Source organism: Nonomuraea sp. CA-143628, from assembly GCF_050942315.1.
GTDB lineage: Bacteria > Actinomycetota > Actinomycetes > Streptosporangiales > Streptosporangiaceae > Nonomuraea.
This window is the reverse complement of record NZ_CP192072.1, coordinates 11,723,222-11,740,928: the sequence shown is the minus strand read 5'-3', so window position 1 is coordinate 11,740,928 and position 17,707 is coordinate 11,723,222. Positions and strand designations below refer to the sequence as shown.

Sequence of the window (17,707 nt, the reverse complement as noted above, 5' to 3'; positions counted from 1 at the left end):
CCCACCCCTACCGCTGGGGATTAACCCGCCCGTACCGCTATGGACTCATTGAGGCGCAGGGCCAGCGCGGGGCACATGTCGACGGCCCGACGCGCTTCCTTCGCCATCCAGCCCGGCACGGTCTTGAAGGTCGGGAAGCCGTATTCGTCCAGTTGCACGAATTCCGGCAGCAGGTGCGCGCACAGGCCATGGCCTTCGCAACGGGTCCAGTCCACGTCCAGGCGATACTCGGGCTGGTCCTCCTGCTCCGGGAGGGGCAGCACGCCGCGGACCGGCCGGCCGCAGGAGCCGTACTCCAGGTGAAGGGCGATGTCGCTCTCGAATGCGTCCAGGGAGGAGAGGACGAACCTGGCGGTGCCGTCGGGGTGGAAGCAGGCGCCTCTGCGCTCGACGGCGCGTACGGTGCGGCGTACCGCGTCCGTGGACCCGGTGCCCTCGACCAGCGCGAGCAGTGCCCGCGCCACGTCGGGCAGCCCGAGGCGGCAGGGGCCGCACTGGCCCGAGGACTGGGCAGCGAGGTAGGCCGCCACCCGGGTGGTCTCGCCGAGCGGGCAGGTCGAGTCGCCGAGCGGGACGATGATCCCGGCACCCAGCTCGCTGCCCATCTTCTTCATGCCTTCGCGCGAGATCACCGCGGAGAGGGCGTTCTCGTAGCTCATCCAGGCGCCGTGGTAACCGCCCATGAGGACGCCGTCGCCGATCTCCGCCTCGCACATGTCGAGGACGTCGATCAGCGGGGTGCCCGTGGGCGCTTCCACGACGGCGGGGTTGGTGGCGCCGCCGCTCACGCTGAGCAGGACGGTGCCGGGTTCCTTGGCGGTGCCGTACTCGGCGTACCCTTCGGGGCCGAACTCGGCGAGCAGGGCGAGCTGGGCGAAGGTCTCCGTGTTCGACAGCAGCGTGGGCAGGCCGTCCACGCCGCTCTCGGCGGCGCGCTTCTTGCGGCCGTTGGGGATGGCCACGTCGCCGTTCACGCCGCGTACCAGCGCGCCGCCCTCGCCCGAGATGAACCGCTCCTCCAGGCCGACCACCCGGATCTTCACGTGGCTCTCCTGGCCGCCCGCCACATTGGCGGCGCGGCGCTCGGCCACGGCCGCGGAGACCGATGACTCGGCCACCTCGCCGCCGGACCCGATCGCCACGACGACCTCGCGCGCGTGCAGGGCCTCGGCGGCGAGGACCGCTCCGTCGAGCACGAGGTGCGGGTTGCGGATGAGCATCATGGTGTCCTTGAAGCTGGCCGGCTCGCCCTCCGAGCCGTTGACCAGCACGACACTCTCGCGTGCCCCGGCGGCGTCGGCGACGGCGCGCAGCTTGCGGCCGACGGGGAACGCCGCTCCGCCTCGGCCGCGCATGTCGACCTCGTTCACCTGGGCGATCAGCGTCTCGATATCGCGCAACACCGGCTCGCCGTGAAGCGTCCGGTGCGCCGGCAGATCGATCCGCCTGGTGTGCTCCAGCCCGGCGGTCAGCCGGGCCGGGCCCACGCGTAACACGCGTGGGACTCTATGCGGGATCACTCTGGCGCCTCCTGGGCATTCCTGTGCGGTCTCATCCCGCCTCCCGGTACTTCCTGCGCGCCGCGTCGAGGCTAACCGGCGCGTTGACGTCCACCGGCCGCTCGACCGGTGAGGTGTCGACCTCCATCGTCTTCACCCATTCCGGCTGGAGTGCCGGCCTGAGCGTGGTGGCGAGCACTCGGACGAGCAACGCCCCACCGACCGCCGCGAGGCAGGCGATGTAGGACCACGCCACCCAGGGCGCCGGAGGGCGGCCCGCCGTCAGGCCATGCATGATGGCCACAGGCCAGGACAGGTACGCGGTGGCGTGGAGCGTCCGCCAAATCCATGGCTTGGCCGTCACCGCGAACCGTCCTCGGACCATTCCCGACACAACGATGATCACCATCATGTCGAAGGCTACAGCGCCGAATCCCACATAGATACCGGCAATTGGGACCACTGTCGCGGCCAGTGGGACATGCCCCAGACTGACCATGAGGGTGATGTGCGTGACCAGGTAGGCCATCCCGATCATCGCTGTGGCCCGGTGTGCCAGCTGTGCCCTGACCCTGTTGGACGGGGACAGGAAGACGCGTTCGGTGGTGAGCAGGCCGAGCCCGACCGTCGCGCTCAGCAGCACCAGGGCGAACACGCCCGCGTAGAACTCGAGGAAACCCACCCCTTGCCCGAGTACTGAGATCCCGCTGTCGGTCCTGGTCAGGGCGAACCCCGCCAGGACCAACGCGGCGAGCATGGCGCTTACTCCGAACCGGACCCACCTGGAGTCCAGCTTGCTCGGAGCGTGCCGGGGCAGTCTTCTGTGGAGCATCGATTCCCTCCATGGTCGTCGATTGAGGGTGCGACTCGGGAGGGCCGATCTACGTCAGCAACGACGTCCGCTGTTGATGCAGTTGACCACGAACCTCATGAGCTGGTCAGACATCACGTTGGCGAAGTCTGCGTGATCGGTCACCGGATTGTGCTTCTGCTCAGGGAACGCGTCCACGGCGAAGGACGGTCCCTGTGGAACCGAGTACGTGAGGGACATACGCAGCTGTGGGACGGCCTTCGTTCCCTGCGGGCAGGCGCCACCCTGACCCGGGAACACTATGTGCGTGCGGTGGTTGGCGCTGTCGGTGTTCTGTCCGTCCCAGCAGCTTGGGAAGTCTAGAATACGGACGACTTGGCTGCCGCGTGGGCAGAGTGGATATTTGTTATTAGTGATGCGGTTCTGGAAGCCGGTACACGTCCACGCGGCCTTCGCGTTCGCTCCGCCGTTCGTGGCCGCCTTGGCGTCACCGGTGATGATCCTCAGGAACCTCGGCATCGCGACCACCTTGGACGAGCCGTTGCCGCGGAACTGCAGAGTCACCTGGCGGGCCCGCAGGACCTGGCCGACGTTGCCGTCCTGGTCGTTGGTGTTGACGTCCACCTTGCGGTCGCGGAGCACCGGCCAGAAGTAGGTCGACTTGTCGCCGAACCGGCAGGTGGTGCCTCCCGCGGCGAGACTCTGGTCCGTCGAGAACCCGTCCGTGGTCAGGTTGCCCACGTAGTCGTGCAGGTGGTGAGCTCCGTTGCTCACGCCCGGAGCGACGATGAAGTTGTCGGGGTTGTTGTGCTTGTTGCCGTTCGTCCCACAAGCGGAGACGAAGGTGCCCCTGGAGCCGTTCCTACCGATTTGGAAGTTGTCGAGCTGGCCGCGGCCGACCTGGCGGATGTCGACGAAGTCCTGGACGAACGGGCCGAGGTCGGCGCACTCGCCCTCGTCGTGGTCGCCATCGGTGGGGGAGGGGGACGCGGACGGGCTCTTCGTCGGGTTCTGGTTGTTGTTGTTGTTGCCCCGGCGGCGGAACTGCTGCTGCTGACCCTGGTCCTGTTGCTGCTGCTGGCCCTGGTCCTGCTGCTGCTGGCCCTGCTGGTCCTGCTGCTGGTCCTGGTTGTTGTTCTGCTGGTTGTTGTTCTGCTGGTCCTGGCCGTTACCGGTGTCCTGCGTTCCCGGCTCCGGGGTCGGCGCGGCCAAGAGGGCTCCGCCGCCTTGCTGCTGCTGCTGACCCTGCTGCTGTTGCTGCCCCTGGTCCTGCTGCTGCTGACCCTGCTGGTCCTGCTGCTGCTGCTGGCCCTGGTCCTGCTGACCCTGCTGGTCCTGCTGCTGCTGGTCCTGGTTGTTGTCCTGCTGGCCCTGGTCCTGCTGCTGTTGCTGGTCCTGGTTGTTGTCCTGCTGCTGTCGCCTCTGTTGCGTCGGTGATTGAGACGGCTTGCCCTGCTGTGCCGGATCGCAATGGTCCGCAAGCGCCGGACCGACGCCGATCACGGCCGCGGACACCAGGCCGCTGGCCAGCACGGCCAGGGCGGACACGGCCGCGGCCGTGCGTCTGGATCTCCTCATTACTGTCTCCTCGTTTCGACCGCCGTTGCGACGGGTGGAACCGGTGAGGGCGTGGGGGGGTCGGGAAGTTCACCGAAGTCGACCAGGCCAGTGCCTTCGAGCAGCGTCATGTGCTTCAGCACCACCGTGTTGGCGGTGTTGGCGAACTTCCTGATCTCGCTGTTGCGGGTCCCCGCCCGCACATCCGCCACGACGGCGAAGACCTTGCCGTGCGCGGCACGCAACAGGTTGGCGAAGTCCTTGTCGAAGGCGGGACCCTTCTCCGCGGACAGCTGGGCCATCCAGCTCTGCTGATCGGCGTTGGCGACGTCTGGGATGGGCACGCCGAGTTTCGCGGCGAGCGCGCGAGTCGCCTCGTCCAGCTTCGTGTGATCGGAGACCAACTGCTTCCCGGTCTCCTTCACGCTCGCTGACTCAGCGCGTGTCTGGGCCCATTGGCCAACAGGAATCTCCCAGAGGCCCGCCTGGCGTACTCTGACTAGCAGGTCGCGGTCTGCCGGCCCGAGAGGACCGGCGGCCGACTGCGTGTACTGAGTGGATCCTGCGAAGCTTCCTGGTGGCAGGACCAGCAGGATCGTGACCGTGGCAGCCACTGCGAAGCCGCCGAACATGAGCAGTTCGCCGCGCAAAAGCCTGTGCATGATCGGAGGTACGCGGGCCTTCGGGGACCGGTTCACTCATGGGGTCCAAATAGTCAGAAATGACTGGAGTTATCGGAGTGACTACCGGAGTGATAACGAAGGTGTAAAGATGTGCCCCGTGCTAGGTCATCTCGCCGGCAGCTTAGAGAGCGCGGACACCGAGGCGGAACACCGCATCGCGGTGCTCTACCAGGAGTTCGGTGGCCCTCTGCTGCGCCACGTACGCAAGTCGACCGGGAACGATCTTCAATGGGCCGAAGACGTCGTTCAAGAGACGATCGTAAGAGCCTGGCGTCACTCGGCAAGACTGCAATGGGAGCCCAGCCTCATCTGGGCATGGCTACTGACAGTGGCCCGCCGTATCGTCATCGACGGTCGCCGGCGTAAGAGCGTTCGGCCTCACGAGGTCGAGCCGCCGGAAGTCGACATGCTGGCGGTCCCTGACGGCTCGGAGCGGGCGCTCTCGGCCATGGTGGTCGCTGACGCGCTGCGGAGCCTGTCAGACGAACACCGGGAAGTCATTGAGCAGACCTACCTTCGGGACCGTACGATAAGTGAAGCGGCGGAGATTCTGGGGATTCCGCCGGGCACGGTGAAGTCCAGGCTCTACTACGGGATCCGGGCTCTCCGTGTGCTTCTGCAGGACAAGGGGGTAGCCGGGTAATGCATGAAGGGGTGGCCGCCTACGTCCTCGGTGTCCTCGACGAAGAGGAACTAGAGGAGTTCGAGCGCCACCTCGACACATGCGCAAGGTGCCAGGCGGAGCTCCAGGACATGGCCGAGATTCCAAGCCGGCTCGACGAGCTCAAACACCTGCCCTCAGCCGCTGAGGACGACCCGCCGATGTCGATGTCACGTTGACCTTTTTCCCCTTTTCGGGTGATATCGGTACGGCGAGGCGCATACGCCCGGTCGAGTAGACCGGGCGGCTTGGGGAGGTGTTCGGTGGGCATCGACGGTGATGCGGCCGTGCCTCCTGACAGGCGATTCGGCGAGGAGGGCGGCCGGCTCTCCTATGGTGGCTACCTTCGCCTGCCCGAATTGCTCGACCAGCAACGGCCTCAGTCCGAGGCGCCTGACGAGCTGCTGTTCATCACCATCCACCAGGTCTACGAGCTCTGGTTCAAGCTGCTGCTGCACGAGCTGGAGGCCGGCCGCGAGGCCATGTTCAAGGGTGAGCTCTGGCAGGCCAGGCACGTGTTCCAGCGGGTGCACGCGGTGGAGCGGGTGCTGATCGAGCAGGTCGACGTGCTGGAGACGATGACGCCCCAGGACTTTCTGGAGTTTCGGGCCAGGCTCGCCCCGGCGAGCGGCTTCCAGTCGGTGCAGTTCCGCGAGCTGGAGTTCCTGTCGGGGCTGAAGGATCCGAGCTACCTCGGCCGGCTCAGGGACGCCGACGACGCCGAGCTCACCAGGCTGCGCCGCCGGCTCGACGAGCCGACACTGTGGGATGCTTATCTCACCGCCCTTTCCCAGCGTGGGCTGCCGGTCTCCGACGACGAGATCATGGGCACGCTGCTGGCCGTGGCGAGGGACCGCGGGTCGTACGACGACCTGTGGCAACTGGCCGAAGATCTGCTGACCCACGACGAGACCGCCGCCCAGTGGCGGACCCGCCACGTGCAGATGGTCGAACGGCAGATCGGCACCAAATCGGGCACCGGCGGCTCGACGGGAGCCCCCTACCTGCGAGGCAGGACCCGCCTGCACTACTTCCCACTGTTGTGGGAACTAAGGGCCTGGCTATGACAAGCCATGGCGAACCCTCACAAAGGAGTGAGAGCGAAATGCCGCTCGACGAGGCCAAGGATGAGCTGCTCCAGCGAGCCGCGCAACGATGCGCGGTGAGCAGCGACCATGTGAGCCCCGAGGACGCGCTGGCCTTCCTACGCGTCTACTACCGGCACATCGCGCCGGAGGACCTGCTCGACCGCAGCCCCATTGACGTCTACGGCCCGGCGATGTCGCAGAAGCAGCTGGCCGAGGTACGCCCCCAGGGCCGGGCCATGGTCCGCGTCTACACGCCGACTCTCGAGGAGAACGGCTGGGACCCGGGACACTCCGTGGTGGAGGTGGTCACCGACGACATGTCCTTCCTGGTCGACTCGGTGACGATGGAGCTCGCCAGGCATGACATCAACACCTACCTGGTGGTCCACCCGCAGATGCGGGTACGCCGTGACATGACCGGCAAGATGCTCGGCCGGGGCCAGGAGGACGTCACCGGCCAGATGCTGGTCGAGTCCTGGATGCACTTCGAGATCGACCGGCAGACCGACCCCGAGGTGCTCGGGCAGTTGGAGGCCGACCTTCAGCGGGTCCTGTCCGACGTACGTCAGGCGGTCGAGGACTTCAGGAAGATGCGGGGGGTGGCCGTACAGACCGCCGAGGACCTCACGCTGAACCCGCCGCCGCTGGAGCCCGCGGAGGTCGAGGACAGTCTCGACCTGCTGCGCTGGCTCGCCGACGGGCACTTCACCTTCCTCGGCTACCGCGAATACCGCCTGGAGCAGACCGACGAGGGCGACGCGCTGCGCGCGCTGCCCGGCGCGGCGCTGGGCATCCTGCGCGACGACAAGATCGGCTCGGAGAGCTTCTCCGTGCTGCCCCCCGAGGTACGCGCCAAGGCGCGCGAGAAGCAGCTGCTGATCATCACCAAGGCCAACTCCCGGGCGACCGTGCACCGCGCGGCCTACCTCGACTACATCGGGGTGAAGCTGTTCTCGCCGGAGGGCGAGGTGATCGGCGAGCGCCGCTTCCTCGGCCTGTTCACGCACGTGGCCTACAGCGAGTCGATCTCCAGGATCCCGGTGCTCAGGCGCAAGCTCGCCGACGTGCTGGAGCAGGCCGGGCTGGCCCCCGACAGCCACGACGGCAAGGACCTGATCGAGATCCTGGAGACCTTCCCGCGTGATGAGCTCTTCCAGACCTCGCTCGACCAGCTGCTGCCGATCGCGCTCGGCGTGCTGCGGCTGCGTGAGCGCAAGCAGGTCAAGCTGTTCCTGCGCCGCGACGACTACGGCCGCTACATCTCCTGCCTGATCTACCTGCCGCGCGACCGCTACACCACGCAGGTGCGCTACCGGATGCAGGAGCTGCTGCTCAAGGCGCTGGGCGGCAAGTCGCTCGACTACAGCGCGATGATCGGCGAGTCCGCGCTGGCCCGGCTGCACGTGGTCATCCGCGGCGAGCGCGGCAGGCAGCTGCCGTCGCCGGGCGTCGACGTGCAGGAGCTGGAGTCGCGGCTGGCCGCGATCACCCGGTCGTGGGAGGACGACCTGGCCACGGCGCTGGCGGAGCAGACCTCCGAGGCGGAGGCCCCCAAGCTGACCAGGCGCTACCAGTCGGCCTTCCCCGAGGGCTACAAGGCCGACTTCCCTCCGGAGATGGCCGTGGTGGACCTGCGCCGTCTGGAGGAGCTGGTCGGCGCCGACGAGAACGAGATCGGCCTCAACCTCTACGAGCCGTACGACGCGGCCGAGGGCGAGCGGCGGCTGAAGATCTACAAGCTGGGCTCGCCCATCTCGCTGTCGCGGGCGCTCCCGCTGATCCAGCGGCTCGGTGTCGAGGTCGTGGACGAGCGGCCGTACGAGATCGACAGGGACAACGACCCCGCCACCAAGAACGCCTGGATCTACGACTTCGGCCTGCGCTACACGCCGAACGACGAGGTCGACAAGAAGGACTTCAAGCGGCTCTTCCAGGACGGCCTCATCGCGCTGTGGAAGGGCGAGGTCCAGGCCGACAACTTCAACGCCCTCGTCCTGCGGGCCGGACTGACCTGGGAACAGGTCGAGATCCTGCGCGTCTACGCCCAATACCTGCGCCAGGCGGGCTCCGCCTTCTCCCAGCGCTACATGGAGCGGGTGCTGACGGGCAACGTGCGGCTGGCCCGGCTGCTGGTGCGGTTGTTCGAGGCGCGGCTCGACCCCCGGCGCGGCGACGACGTGCGGACCGACCTGGCCGACGCGCTCAACGAGGAGATCCTGGGCGCGCTCGACGAGGTCGCCTCGCTCGACGAGGACCGGATCCTGCGGGCGTACCTGGAGATGATCCAGGCGACGCTGCGTACCAACTACTTCCAGACCGTCGGCGGGCGCCGCAAGCCGTACATCTCGCTGAAGTTCGACCCGCAGGCGATCAGCGTGCTGCCGCTGCCGCGGCCGAAGTACGAGATCTTCGTCTACTCGGCCCGGGTCGAGGGCATGCACCTGCGTTTCGGCAAGGTGGCCAGAGGCGGGTTGCGGTGGTCGGACCGGATGGAGGACTTCCGGACCGAGATCCTCGGGCTGGTCAAAGCCCAGATGGTGAAAAATACCGTTATCGTGCCCACTGGGTCCAAGGGCGGATTTGTCGTGAAGCGTCCGCCGGTGGGCGGAGGGCGCGAAGAGCAGCTCGCCGAGGGCGTGGCCTGCTACCGGATGTTCATCTCCGGGCTGCTCGACGTCACCGACAACCTGGTCGACGGCAAGGTGGTGCCCCCGCCGGACGTGGTCAGGCACGACGGCGACGACCCCTACCTGGTGGTCGCCGCCGACAAGGGCACCGCGACCTTCTCCGACATCGCCAACGGCGTGGCCAAGGAGTACGGCTTCTGGCTCGGCGACGCCTTCGCCTCCGGCGGCTCGATCGGCTACGACCACAAGGCGATGGGCATCACCGCGCGCGGCGCCTGGGAGTCGGTCAAGTACCACTTCCGCACCATCGGGACCGACATACAGACCACCGACTTCACCGTGGCAGGCGTCGGCGACATGTCGGGCGACGTGTTCGGCAACGGCATGCTGCTGTCCCGGCACATCCGGCTGGTGGCCGCCTTCGATCACCGGCACATCTTCATCGACCCCGATCCCGACACCGCCCGCAGCTTCGCCGAGCGGCAACGGCTCTTCGACCTGCCCCGCAGCTCCTGGGCGGACTACGACACCGAGCTGATCTCGGCGGGCGGCGGCGTCTACCCGCGTACGGCCAAGTCCATCAAGATCACGCCGCAGATCCGCGAGGCGCTCTCCATCCCCGCGGCGATCACCTCGATGGCGCCGAACGACCTGATCAGCGCCATTCTCCGGGCCCCCGTGGACCTGCTGTGGAACGGCGGCATCGGCACCTACGTCAAGGCGGGCACCGAGTCCAACGCCGACGTGGGCGACAAGGCCAACGACTCGCTCCGGGTCGACGCCGGAGACCTGCGCTGCAAGGTCATCGGCGAGGGCGGCAACCTGGGGTTCACCCAGCTGGCCCGCATCGAGTTCGCGCGCGGCGGCGGGCTGGTCAACACCGACTTCATCGACAACTCGGCCGGGGTCGACACCTCCGACCACGAGGTGAACATCAAGATCCTGCTCGACCAGGTCGTCCGCGACGGCGAGCTGACCGACAAGCAGCGCAACCAGGTCTTCACCTCGATGACCGACGAGGTCGCCGACCTGGTGCTGCGCGACAACTACGCCCAGAACGTGGTGCTGGCCGCGACCCGCGCCCAGGCCCCCGAGATGCTCCACATCCACTCCCGCTACCTGCGGCGCCTGGAGCGTGACGGGCTGGTCAACCGGGAGCTGGAGTTCCTGCCCTCCGACAAGATCCTGGCCGAACGCCGCCAGGCCCGGCTGGGTCTGACGGCGCCCGAGTTCTCGGTGCTGCTGGCCTACACCAAGCTGGTGGCCGACGCCGAACTGCTCGCCTCCGACCTGCCCGACGACCCCTACCTGGCCTCGTGGCTGGTGTCGTACTTCCCGTCGGCGCTGCGCGAGCGGTTCCGGCCGTACATGGACGCCCACCCGCTGCGCCGCGAGATCATCACCACCACGGTGGTGAACGAGCTGGTCAACTCGATGGGCACCACGTTCATGTTCCGCTTCAGCGAGGAGACCGGCGCCTCGACGCCCGACATCGTCCGCGCCTACCTCGTCGCCCGCGAGGTGTTCGACCTGGCCAGCTTCCACCGCGCGGTGGAAGCGCTGGACAACAAGGCCGACACGTCGATCCAGATCGCGATGCTGCTGGAGGCCAGGAAACTGGCCGAGCGCGGCACGCGCTGGCTGCTCGGCAACCGCCGCCCGCCGCTCGACCTGGCCGGGTCGGTGAGCTTCTTCGTCAAGGGCGTGAACGGCCTGCTCGCCCACATCCCGAAGCTGCTCGCCGGGCCCGACCTGGCGGCCTTCGAGGAGCGCCGCGACTCCTTCGCGGCCCGCGGCGTGCCGCTGGAGCTGGCGGAGCGGGTGGCGGCCATGGTGCCCGCCTATTCGACGTTCGACCTGGTGGAGATCTCGTCGCTCACGGGACGTCCGGTCAACGAGGCGGCGGAGGTGTACTTCGACCTCGCCGACCGCCTCCAGCTGGCCCTCCTCAGGGAGCGGGTGATCGCGCTGCCGCGTGACAACCGCTGGAACTCGATGGCGCGGGCGGCACTCAGGGACGACCTGTACGCGGCCCACGCCTCGCTGACCCGCGATGTGCTGGCCCACAGCACGCCTGGGCTGTCTCCGGAGGAGCGCCTGGCCCGCTGGACGGAGGCGAACTCGGCGGCGGTCCACAGGGCCCGTCAGACGCTCTCGGAGATCTGGGAAAGCGACAACTTCGACCTGGCGACGCTGTCCGTGGCCCTCCGCGCGATCCGTACACTCGTCGCCTCAAGCAGCCTTCCCCACACGGAGGGCTGATCGCTTTAAGATCCTTTTCTTTCTTTTACGGCAAGCCCGGTGGGCCCCAGTCGCCATACGGCGCTGGGGCCTGTCCAGGGGCACGCTCCTCCGGTGGAGGTGGCTTGGCGCCGTTACGTGCGCATTCTTGGCCCCGGCCTTGGTCGTCCCTGACCCGCCGCACAGAGCCGGGACACGCTGCTCCCGTGGAGGTGGCTTGGCGCCGTTACGTGTGCGTTCTTGGTCCCGGCCGCGGTTGTGTGTTGGCCCTCGACCACCTCTGGCTAGTTTGTGGCTGTGAAGGCGTGCTTGTGGTCTTCTGACCATTGGGCGAATGTTCTTGGGGGTTTGCCGGTTAGGTCGGCGAATGTGGTTGATGGCGTTTCTGGGGTGTTCGTTGCCGCTATGGAGTTTTGGAGGAGTGACTCCACGATTTCCGGTGAGCCCCAGCGGGACAAAGCCTGGCGGTGGGCTTCCAAGTCCTGTAAGTGCCACTCGATCGGCTTGCCGATCACTCGCGCTATCGTGTTCATCTGGTCGCGTTGGGTGAGGGAATCGGGGCCGGTCAACTTGTAGACGGCATTCTCGTGGCCATCTTCTGTCAGCGCTTTCAGTGCGATTTCGGCTATGTCGGCTTCGTGGATGGGAGCCGAGTGGGTGTCAGGGAACGGACTGGTGACCCTGCCTGCCGCGATGATCTCCGGCGCCCATCCGAGAGTGTTGGTGGCGAAGGCGCCAGGGCGCAGGGCGGTCCAGGAGAGCCCTGAGGCGGTCACCGACGCTTCCGCCACGCCGTGCATGCGGGCGATCGCGTCCGTGGCCGCAGGATCCGCCAGAGCGGCCGACAGGAGGACGACGTGGCGCACTCCGGCCCCGCGGGCCTTCGCCAGGAAGGCGTCCAGCCCTTGCCGGTCGGCATAGAGGAACATCCGGTCGACGCCGTCCAGCGCGAGTGCCGCACTGCCCGCGTCGACCACGTCCACGCCGGTGGGCAGGTGGGTGGCGGCGGGATCCTTGCTGGCGGCGCGGACCTGCTCGCCGGCCGCCAGGAGTTGCCGTATGAGACTCCGGGCCACGTGTCCACGGGCCCCGGTTACCAGGATCGTCATGCGGACATGCTGGTCCGGGGGCGTACCGGGCGGGTAGGCACCACCAGGGCTGGGACTCGCGGTACCAGGCCCGAATGGGCTGGGTCATCATGGTTGGGATGAACAGGGAGGAACTCGGCGGCTTTCTGCGTAGCCGGAGGAGCCGGATCCAGCCCGCGGAGGTGGGGCTGGCGCCCGGCCCGCGCCGGCAGACCCCCGGGCTGCGCCGCGAGGAGGTCGCGCTGCTGGCGGGCATCTCCGTCGACTACTACATCAGGCTGGAACAGGGCCGCGGCCCGCACCCGTCGGACCAGGTCCTCACCGCGCTCGGCCGGACACTGCGGCTGACGGCCGACGAGCGCGACTACCTGCTCCGGTTGGCCGACCACTCCCCGGCCCGCGCCGAGCCCGCACGCGAGGTGCCCGCCAACGTACGGCGCTTGCTGGACCGCCTCACTGACGTCCCGGCCATGGTGATCAACGCCGGCTACGACGTACTCGCCTGGAACCGCATGCTGGTCGCCCTGATCGGCGACCTGTCAGATACGCCATCCCGAGAACGCAACACACTGCGCTGGCTCTTCGGCAATCAGGCCACGCCGGCCGACAAGCTCCAACTCGCCCGCAAGTGCGTGGCCGATCTCCGAGCCACCGGCCGCTATCCGGCTGATGCCGCCATCAGCGCTCTGGTCGACGACCTGAAGGAGACCAGCCCCCTGTTCGCCACGTTGTGGGCGGCTCGCGACATCGAAATCCAGCGAACCCTGACGAAACACATGACACACCCCGTTGTCGGCCCTATGGAACTCGACTGCGACTTCCTCCCCATAGCCGGCGCGGACCAACGCCTGGTCCTCTACACAGCCGCTCCCGGCACGCCCTCCCACGAGGCCCTCAGGCGCCTGCGGGAGACCTGGGCATAGGCAGGGCTCGACCGGCCACGGCCCAGAGCACGCACGTACGGCGGTCGGCCGCGCATCACCGGAGGAGCATGTCCCTGGACGGGCTCGGCGTGTGCGGCGGGCCAGGACGACCAGGGCCGAGGCGAAGAAGACGCACGTAACGGCGCCAAGCCACCTCCACGGGGGCAGCGTGTCCCGGCTCTGTGCGGTGGGTCAGGGACGACCAAGGCCGGGGCCAAGAATGCGCACGTAACGGCGCCAAGCCACCTTCACCGGAGGAGCGTGCCCCTGGACAGGCCCCAGCCCCGTGCGGTGGGTGGGGCCCACCGTGCCTGCCGTAAAAGAAGAAAGGGGGGTTTAGGGATCGCCGCCGATCGCCTTGGTGAGGGCGCCGGTGTGGGCGATGATGGCGGCCGGAGTAGGGGTGCCGGACGGTGGGACGACCGTCGCGTACTGGTTTATCTCCGTCGTCTTCAGGAAGCGGCGCGCCCTGTCGTTGTGATAGAGCCAGCGGGCCGACTCAGGCACCGGGACGAAATCCGCCTTGTCCGTCTCCACCGTGGTCGTCGTCGTGCGCGTCATCGCGTATTGGATCAGCGCCCCGCCGCCCACCATGCGCAGCGCGTAAACCGGGTAGTCGCCGGCACTGAAGATCGAGTCGTAGCTGAACCCGCCGATCTTGGCGCGTTCCCGGTCGGTGGTGATCTGCTCCGCCACGTCCGTGGTGTAGGGGCCCCGTTCGAGCAGGCCGGCCGCCACGCCCGTCTCGCCCGCCTCCGCCACCGTGGCGTGCAGCGGGCCCATGAACTGCGGACTGATGGTGATGCTCTTGTCATCGGGCGCCAGCACCGTCGCATAGCCGTCCGCGTCGAACTGGATGTGGGGCGGGTCCTGCCCCGGCAGCAGCTGCGTCGCCGCGCTGAGCCGCCAGTCGTCGTCCCTGGCGAACGTCAGCAGCGTCGGATGGCCGTTGCGCGTGGCCAGCACCGTGAACCAGGGCGCCGCCTCACTCTGCTTGAACCGCGGCACGATCAGCGTCGGCGCGCCCCACGTGTAGCGAGAGGGCCGGTTGCCGGTCGACAGGAACGCGGCCGAGGTGAGCTGCGCCTCCGCGTCGCGGGTCAGCTGCATCGCCAGCCGTAGGTCGCCTCCGGCCCGCAGCAGGTCGTCGGTGGCGGTGAACGTGGCGAACGCCTTGGCCGCGTCGGCCGGCGTGATCAGCGGGGTCTCCGCCGAGGGCGTCGGGGTCACGGACTTCGCCGTGGTCGCCGCCACCTGACTGGGCTCGGGTTGTGGCGCGGCCGAGCAGCCGACCGCCGCGGCCAGCAGGCCGGCGGCGAGCGCCAGCACCTTCCGCCGACCGTAACTACGCACGTGGCCATGTTATTCGGGCCCGCGAGGGTCGCGTACCCTAAGGAAACGTGGCAGGTATCGATCCAGCAGAAGAGATCAACGAGCTCGCGGGCACCCTGCGGAGCATCCAGGACGTGCTCGACCTCGGCGCCATGCGCAAGCAGATCGAGGAGCTGGAGGGGCAGGTAGCCGCGCCCGACCTGTGGGATGACCCTGAGCAGGCCCAGAAGGTCACCAGCAAGCTCTCACACATGCAGGGTGAGCTCAACCGCGTCGAAGGGCTGGTGCGCCGCCTCGACGACCTCAGCGTCCTCTACGAGCTGGCCGCCGAGGAGGGTGACGAGGACACCAGGGCCGAGGCCGACAAGGAGCTGGCCGCGCTCCGGTCCGACATCGGCGCGCTGGAGGTCCGCACCCTCCTGTCCGGCCCCTACGACGCGCGCGAGGCGCTGCTCACCATCAACTCGCAGGCCGGTGGCGTCGACGCCGCCGACTGGGCGGAGATGCTGCTGCGGATGTACTTGCGGTGGGCCGAGCGCAAGGGCTTCCCGACCGAGGTCTACGACACCTCCTACGCGGAAGAGGCCGGCATCAAGTCGGCCACCTTCACGATCAAGTCGCCCTACGCCTACGGCACGCTCCGTGGCGAGCACGGCACCCACCGTCTGGTCCGCATCAGCCCGTTCGACAACCAGGGCCGCCGCCAGACCTCGTTCGCCGGGGTCGACATCGTGCCGGTTGTCGAGCAGACCGACCACATCGACATCAACGAGGACGAGCTCCGCATCGACGTCTACCGCTCGTCGGGACCCGGCGGCCAGGGCGTCAACACGACCGACTCGGCGGTCCGCATCACCCACCTGCCGACGGGCATCGTGGTCTCCTGCCAGAACGAGCGCTCACAGCTCCAGAACCGCGCCTCGGCGATGAACGTGCTGCAGGCCAAGCTGCTGGAGCGCAAGCGGCAGGAGGAGGCTGAGCGCATGTCCGAGCTGCGGGGCGCCTCGACCACGTCATGGGGCACGCAGATCCGCAACTATGTGCTGCACCCCTACCAGATCGTGAAGGATCTGCGCACGGGCACGGAGGCGGGCAACCCGACCGCCGTTCTCGACGGCGACATCGATGAGTTCATCGAGTCGGAGATCCGCTGGATGCGCCGGCAGGAATCAGAGCCCGCTTAGGTGCTTGAGCACCAGGGCCAGGAAGAGCAGCACGACCAGCAGCAGCAGGATAAGGGCGGGTGACAGCCCGGCGAAGCCGTGGTTGTGCATCCGCTCGCGGTTGGCACGACAGAGGGGGCAGCGGCCCTCGATCACGGGGTGGGCGCACTGCGCGCATACGAGGTGTTGGCAACTCATGTCAGCCCCAAGTCTAGCCGCACAATCGTTTTGTTTCCGTTATGGACGTTCCATGCCAGTCTTCCCCCTAGACTGTGCTCTGGCCAATCGGAACGTCGATCATCAGTAAAGAAAGCCGTCCCCGATAGGTGTGTGGCGGGAAGTGGGCATGTGCCACCCTCGCTTCCGTCCTGACCCCTAGACTGGCATGCCGTGATGCTCTCGTGATCCATTTCGATAATGTCACCAAGGTCTACACGAACCAGAACCGGCCCGCTCTCGACCATGTCTCCGTTGACGTGGACAAGGGCGAGTTCGTGTTCCTCGTCGGTCCTTCGGGATCAGGCAAGTCCACCTTCCTGCGTCTGGTTCTGAAGGAGGAGCGGCCCAACTCCGGGGCGATTCACGTCGCCGGCAAGGATCTGGCCCGCCTGTCCAACTTCAAGGTGCCGCACCTGCGCCGCCGCATCGGCTGCGTGTTCCAGGACTTCAGGCTGCTCCCGAACAAGAACGTCTACGAGAACGTGGCGTTCGCGCTCGAGGTCATCGGAAAGCCGCGGCGGTTCATCCGCAAGGTGGTGCCCGAGGTCATCGAGCTGGTCGGCCTGGAAGGCAAGGCCCACCGGATGCCCGACGAGCTGTCCGGCGGCGAGCAGCAGCGCGTCGCCATGGCCCGCGCCTTCGTCAACCGGCCCATGATCCTGCTGGCCGACGAGCCGACGGGCAACATCGACCCCGCGACGAGCATCGGCATCATGAAGGTGCTCGACCGGATCAACAGGACTGGCACTACGGTCGTCATGGCCACGCACGACGCGGCCATCGTCGACTCCATGCGCAAGCGTGTCGTGGAGCTGGAGGACGGCAAGATCGTCCGCGACCAGTCGCGTGGCGTGTACGGCCAGGCGTACTGACAGGGAGCAGTAGACAGAACATGCGGGCGAACTTCATCTTCTCCGAGGTCTGGATCGGCCTCCGTCGCAACCTCACCATGACGATCGCGGTGGTCATCACCGTGGCCGTCGGCATGGCGATGCTGGGCATCGGCCTGATGATCAACGCCCAGGTCACGATGATGCAGGGCTTCTGGTACGACAAGGTCGAGGTTTCGGTCTTCTTGTGCGGCAAGAACCCCACCATGCCCAGCTGCAAGGGCAAGCCGATCAGCGCCCAGCAGACCAAGGAACTCCAGGGCGAGATCCAGGGCATGGCCGGCGTCGAACAGGTCATCTACGAGAACCAGGCCGACGCCTACGCCAACTTCCAGAAGTCCTATGCCGCCAACAAGCTGCTCGTCGAAGCGACCAAGGTTGACGACATGCCCACGTCCTTCCGCGTCAAGCTGAAGGATCCCAACAACTATCAACCGATAGTGCAGGCGCTCACGGGCAAGGCCGGCGTGTCGCAGGTGACGAACCAGAAGGACCTGGTCAACCAGTTCTTCGGGCTGCTCGACAAGCTCAGATCCGGCGCGCTGGCGGTGGCCATCGTCCTTGTGCTGGCCGCGGCGTTGCTGATCGGCAACACCGTGCGGCTGTCGGCCTTCAACCGCCGTCGAGAAACCGGGATCATGCGGCTGGTCGGGGCGTCCAACCTCTATATCCAGCTGCCCTTCGTCATGGAGGGCGTGATCTCCGGGCTGATGGGCGGGGTGATCGCCGCCGTGATGCTGATCGTCGCGAAGGTCTTCCTGTTCGAGGAGATCGCGCGTTATTTCGCGTTCGGCAGTCAGCTCGGCTGGGACTCGGTGGCCTCGGTGATCACGCTGACCATGGTGATCGGTGTGTTCATCTGTGTGCTGGCGTCGTTCGTCACGCTTCGCCGCTACCTCAGGGTCTGACGAATCGCCGGTAAGGT

At 67.4% G+C, this 17,707-nt stretch carries 15 protein-coding genes; 8 read left to right on the top strand and 7 right to left on the bottom strand.

Annotated features, from left to right (window positions below; all coding sequences use genetic code 11):
- Window positions 1–20 precede the first annotated feature (20 nt).
- From ACQP2T_RS52940 to ACQP2T_RS52925, 4 genes are read right to left on the bottom strand one after another with little or no spacing between them, the layout of a single operon-like run.
- Window positions 21–1,496, bottom strand: coding sequence for an NADH-ubiquinone oxidoreductase-F iron-sulfur binding region domain-containing protein (locus ACQP2T_RS52940; RefSeq protein ID WP_433512373.1), 1,476 nt, complete (start codon window positions 1,494–1,496; stop codon window positions 21–23).
- Between the two features lie 55 nt (window positions 1,497–1,551).
- The gene (locus tag ACQP2T_RS52935; protein WP_433512372.1) at window positions 1,552–2,331 is read right to left on the bottom strand and encodes a hypothetical protein; all 780 of its coding nucleotides are present in this window, start codon (window positions 2,329–2,331) and stop codon (window positions 1,552–1,554) included.
- 54 nt (window positions 2,332–2,385) lie between these two features.
- Window positions 2,386–3,888: a DUF1996 domain-containing protein gene (locus tag ACQP2T_RS52930; protein ID WP_433512371.1), complete on the bottom strand. Its 1,503-nt coding sequence runs from the start codon at window positions 3,886–3,888 to the stop codon at window positions 2,386–2,388.
- Window positions 3,888–4,499 (bottom strand): DUF4142 domain-containing protein, encoded by a 612-nt coding sequence (locus ACQP2T_RS52925; RefSeq protein WP_433512370.1) that lies wholly within the window; start codon window positions 4,497–4,499, stop codon window positions 3,888–3,890. Before ACQP2T_RS52925 ends, ACQP2T_RS52930 begins: the two co-directional genes overlap by 1 nt.
- Between ACQP2T_RS52925 and ACQP2T_RS52920 the strand changes: the two genes are divergently transcribed.
- The 4 genes from ACQP2T_RS52920 to ACQP2T_RS52905 all read left to right on the top strand — a co-directional run bounded on the left by ACQP2T_RS52920 (window position 4,471) and on the right by ACQP2T_RS52905 (window position 11,188).
- Window positions 4,471–5,193 carry a sigma-70 family RNA polymerase sigma factor gene (locus tag ACQP2T_RS52920; RefSeq protein ID WP_433512369.1) on the top strand — a complete coding sequence of 241 codons (723 nt, stop codon included), beginning with the start codon at window positions 4,471–4,473 and terminating at the stop codon, window positions 5,191–5,193. The two genes, ACQP2T_RS52925 and ACQP2T_RS52920, sit on opposite strands and share 29 nt — an antisense overlap.
- Complete coding sequence (locus ACQP2T_RS52915; protein WP_225295840.1) at window positions 5,193–5,390, top strand: zf-HC2 domain-containing protein; 198 nt, start codon at window positions 5,193–5,195, stop codon at window positions 5,388–5,390. Before ACQP2T_RS52920 ends, ACQP2T_RS52915 begins: the two co-directional genes overlap by 1 nt.
- An 84-nt stretch (window positions 5,391–5,474) precedes the next feature.
- Window positions 5,475–6,278: a tryptophan 2,3-dioxygenase gene (locus tag ACQP2T_RS52910; RefSeq protein ID WP_433512368.1), complete on the top strand. Its 804-nt coding sequence runs from the start codon at window positions 5,475–5,477 to the stop codon at window positions 6,276–6,278.
- 38 nt (window positions 6,279–6,316) lie between these two features.
- Window positions 6,317–11,188: an NAD-glutamate dehydrogenase gene (locus ACQP2T_RS52905; RefSeq protein WP_433512367.1), complete on the top strand. Its 4,872-nt coding sequence runs from the start codon at window positions 6,317–6,319 to the stop codon at window positions 11,186–11,188.
- Between the two features lie 263 nt (window positions 11,189–11,451).
- On the opposite strand, the gene ACQP2T_RS52900 is transcribed toward ACQP2T_RS52905, so the two are convergent.
- Window positions 11,452–12,276, bottom strand: coding sequence for an NAD(P)H-binding protein (locus ACQP2T_RS52900; protein ID WP_433512366.1), 825 nt, complete (start codon window positions 12,274–12,276; stop codon window positions 11,452–11,454).
- A gap of 98 nt (window positions 12,277–12,374) precedes the next feature.
- On the opposite strand from ACQP2T_RS52900, the gene ACQP2T_RS52895 reads away from it, so the two are divergent.
- Complete coding sequence (locus tag ACQP2T_RS52895) at window positions 12,375–13,178, top strand: helix-turn-helix transcriptional regulator (protein ID WP_433512365.1); 804 nt, start codon at window positions 12,375–12,377, stop codon at window positions 13,176–13,178.
- A 336-nt stretch (window positions 13,179–13,514) separates the two neighbouring features.
- Here ACQP2T_RS52895 and ACQP2T_RS52890 read toward each other — a convergent pair whose 3' ends face one another.
- Window positions 13,515–14,531: a hypothetical protein gene (locus ACQP2T_RS52890; RefSeq protein ID WP_433512364.1), complete on the bottom strand. Its 1,017-nt coding sequence runs from the start codon at window positions 14,529–14,531 to the stop codon at window positions 13,515–13,517.
- Between the two features lie 47 nt (window positions 14,532–14,578).
- Here ACQP2T_RS52890 and prfB point away from each other — a divergent pair, with 47 nt between their 5' ends.
- Entirely contained in the window at window positions 14,579–15,694 is a 1,116-nt protein-coding gene (gene prfB / locus ACQP2T_RS52885) for a peptide chain release factor 2 (protein WP_433512363.1), read from the top strand.
- On the opposite strand, the gene ACQP2T_RS52880 is transcribed toward prfB, so the two are convergent.
- Window positions 15,680–15,871: a hypothetical protein gene (locus tag ACQP2T_RS52880; protein ID WP_225295827.1), complete on the bottom strand. Its 192-nt coding sequence runs from the start codon at window positions 15,869–15,871 to the stop codon at window positions 15,680–15,682. The genes prfB and ACQP2T_RS52880 overlap by 15 nt on opposite strands.
- 203 nt (window positions 15,872–16,074) lie before the next feature.
- Between ACQP2T_RS52880 and ftsE the strand changes: the two genes are divergently transcribed.
- Both ftsE and ftsX read left to right on the top strand, forming a co-directional pair.
- Complete coding sequence (gene ftsE / locus ACQP2T_RS52875; RefSeq protein WP_049564761.1) at window positions 16,075–16,764, top strand: cell division ATP-binding protein FtsE; 690 nt, start codon at window positions 16,075–16,077, stop codon at window positions 16,762–16,764.
- 20 nt (window positions 16,765–16,784) lie between these two features.
- Window positions 16,785–17,690, top strand: a complete 906-nt coding sequence (ftsX, locus tag ACQP2T_RS52870; protein ID WP_433512362.1) for a permease-like cell division protein FtsX — start codon at window positions 16,785–16,787, stop codon at window positions 17,688–17,690.
- The last annotated feature ends 17 nt before the right edge of the window (window positions 17,691–17,707 follow it).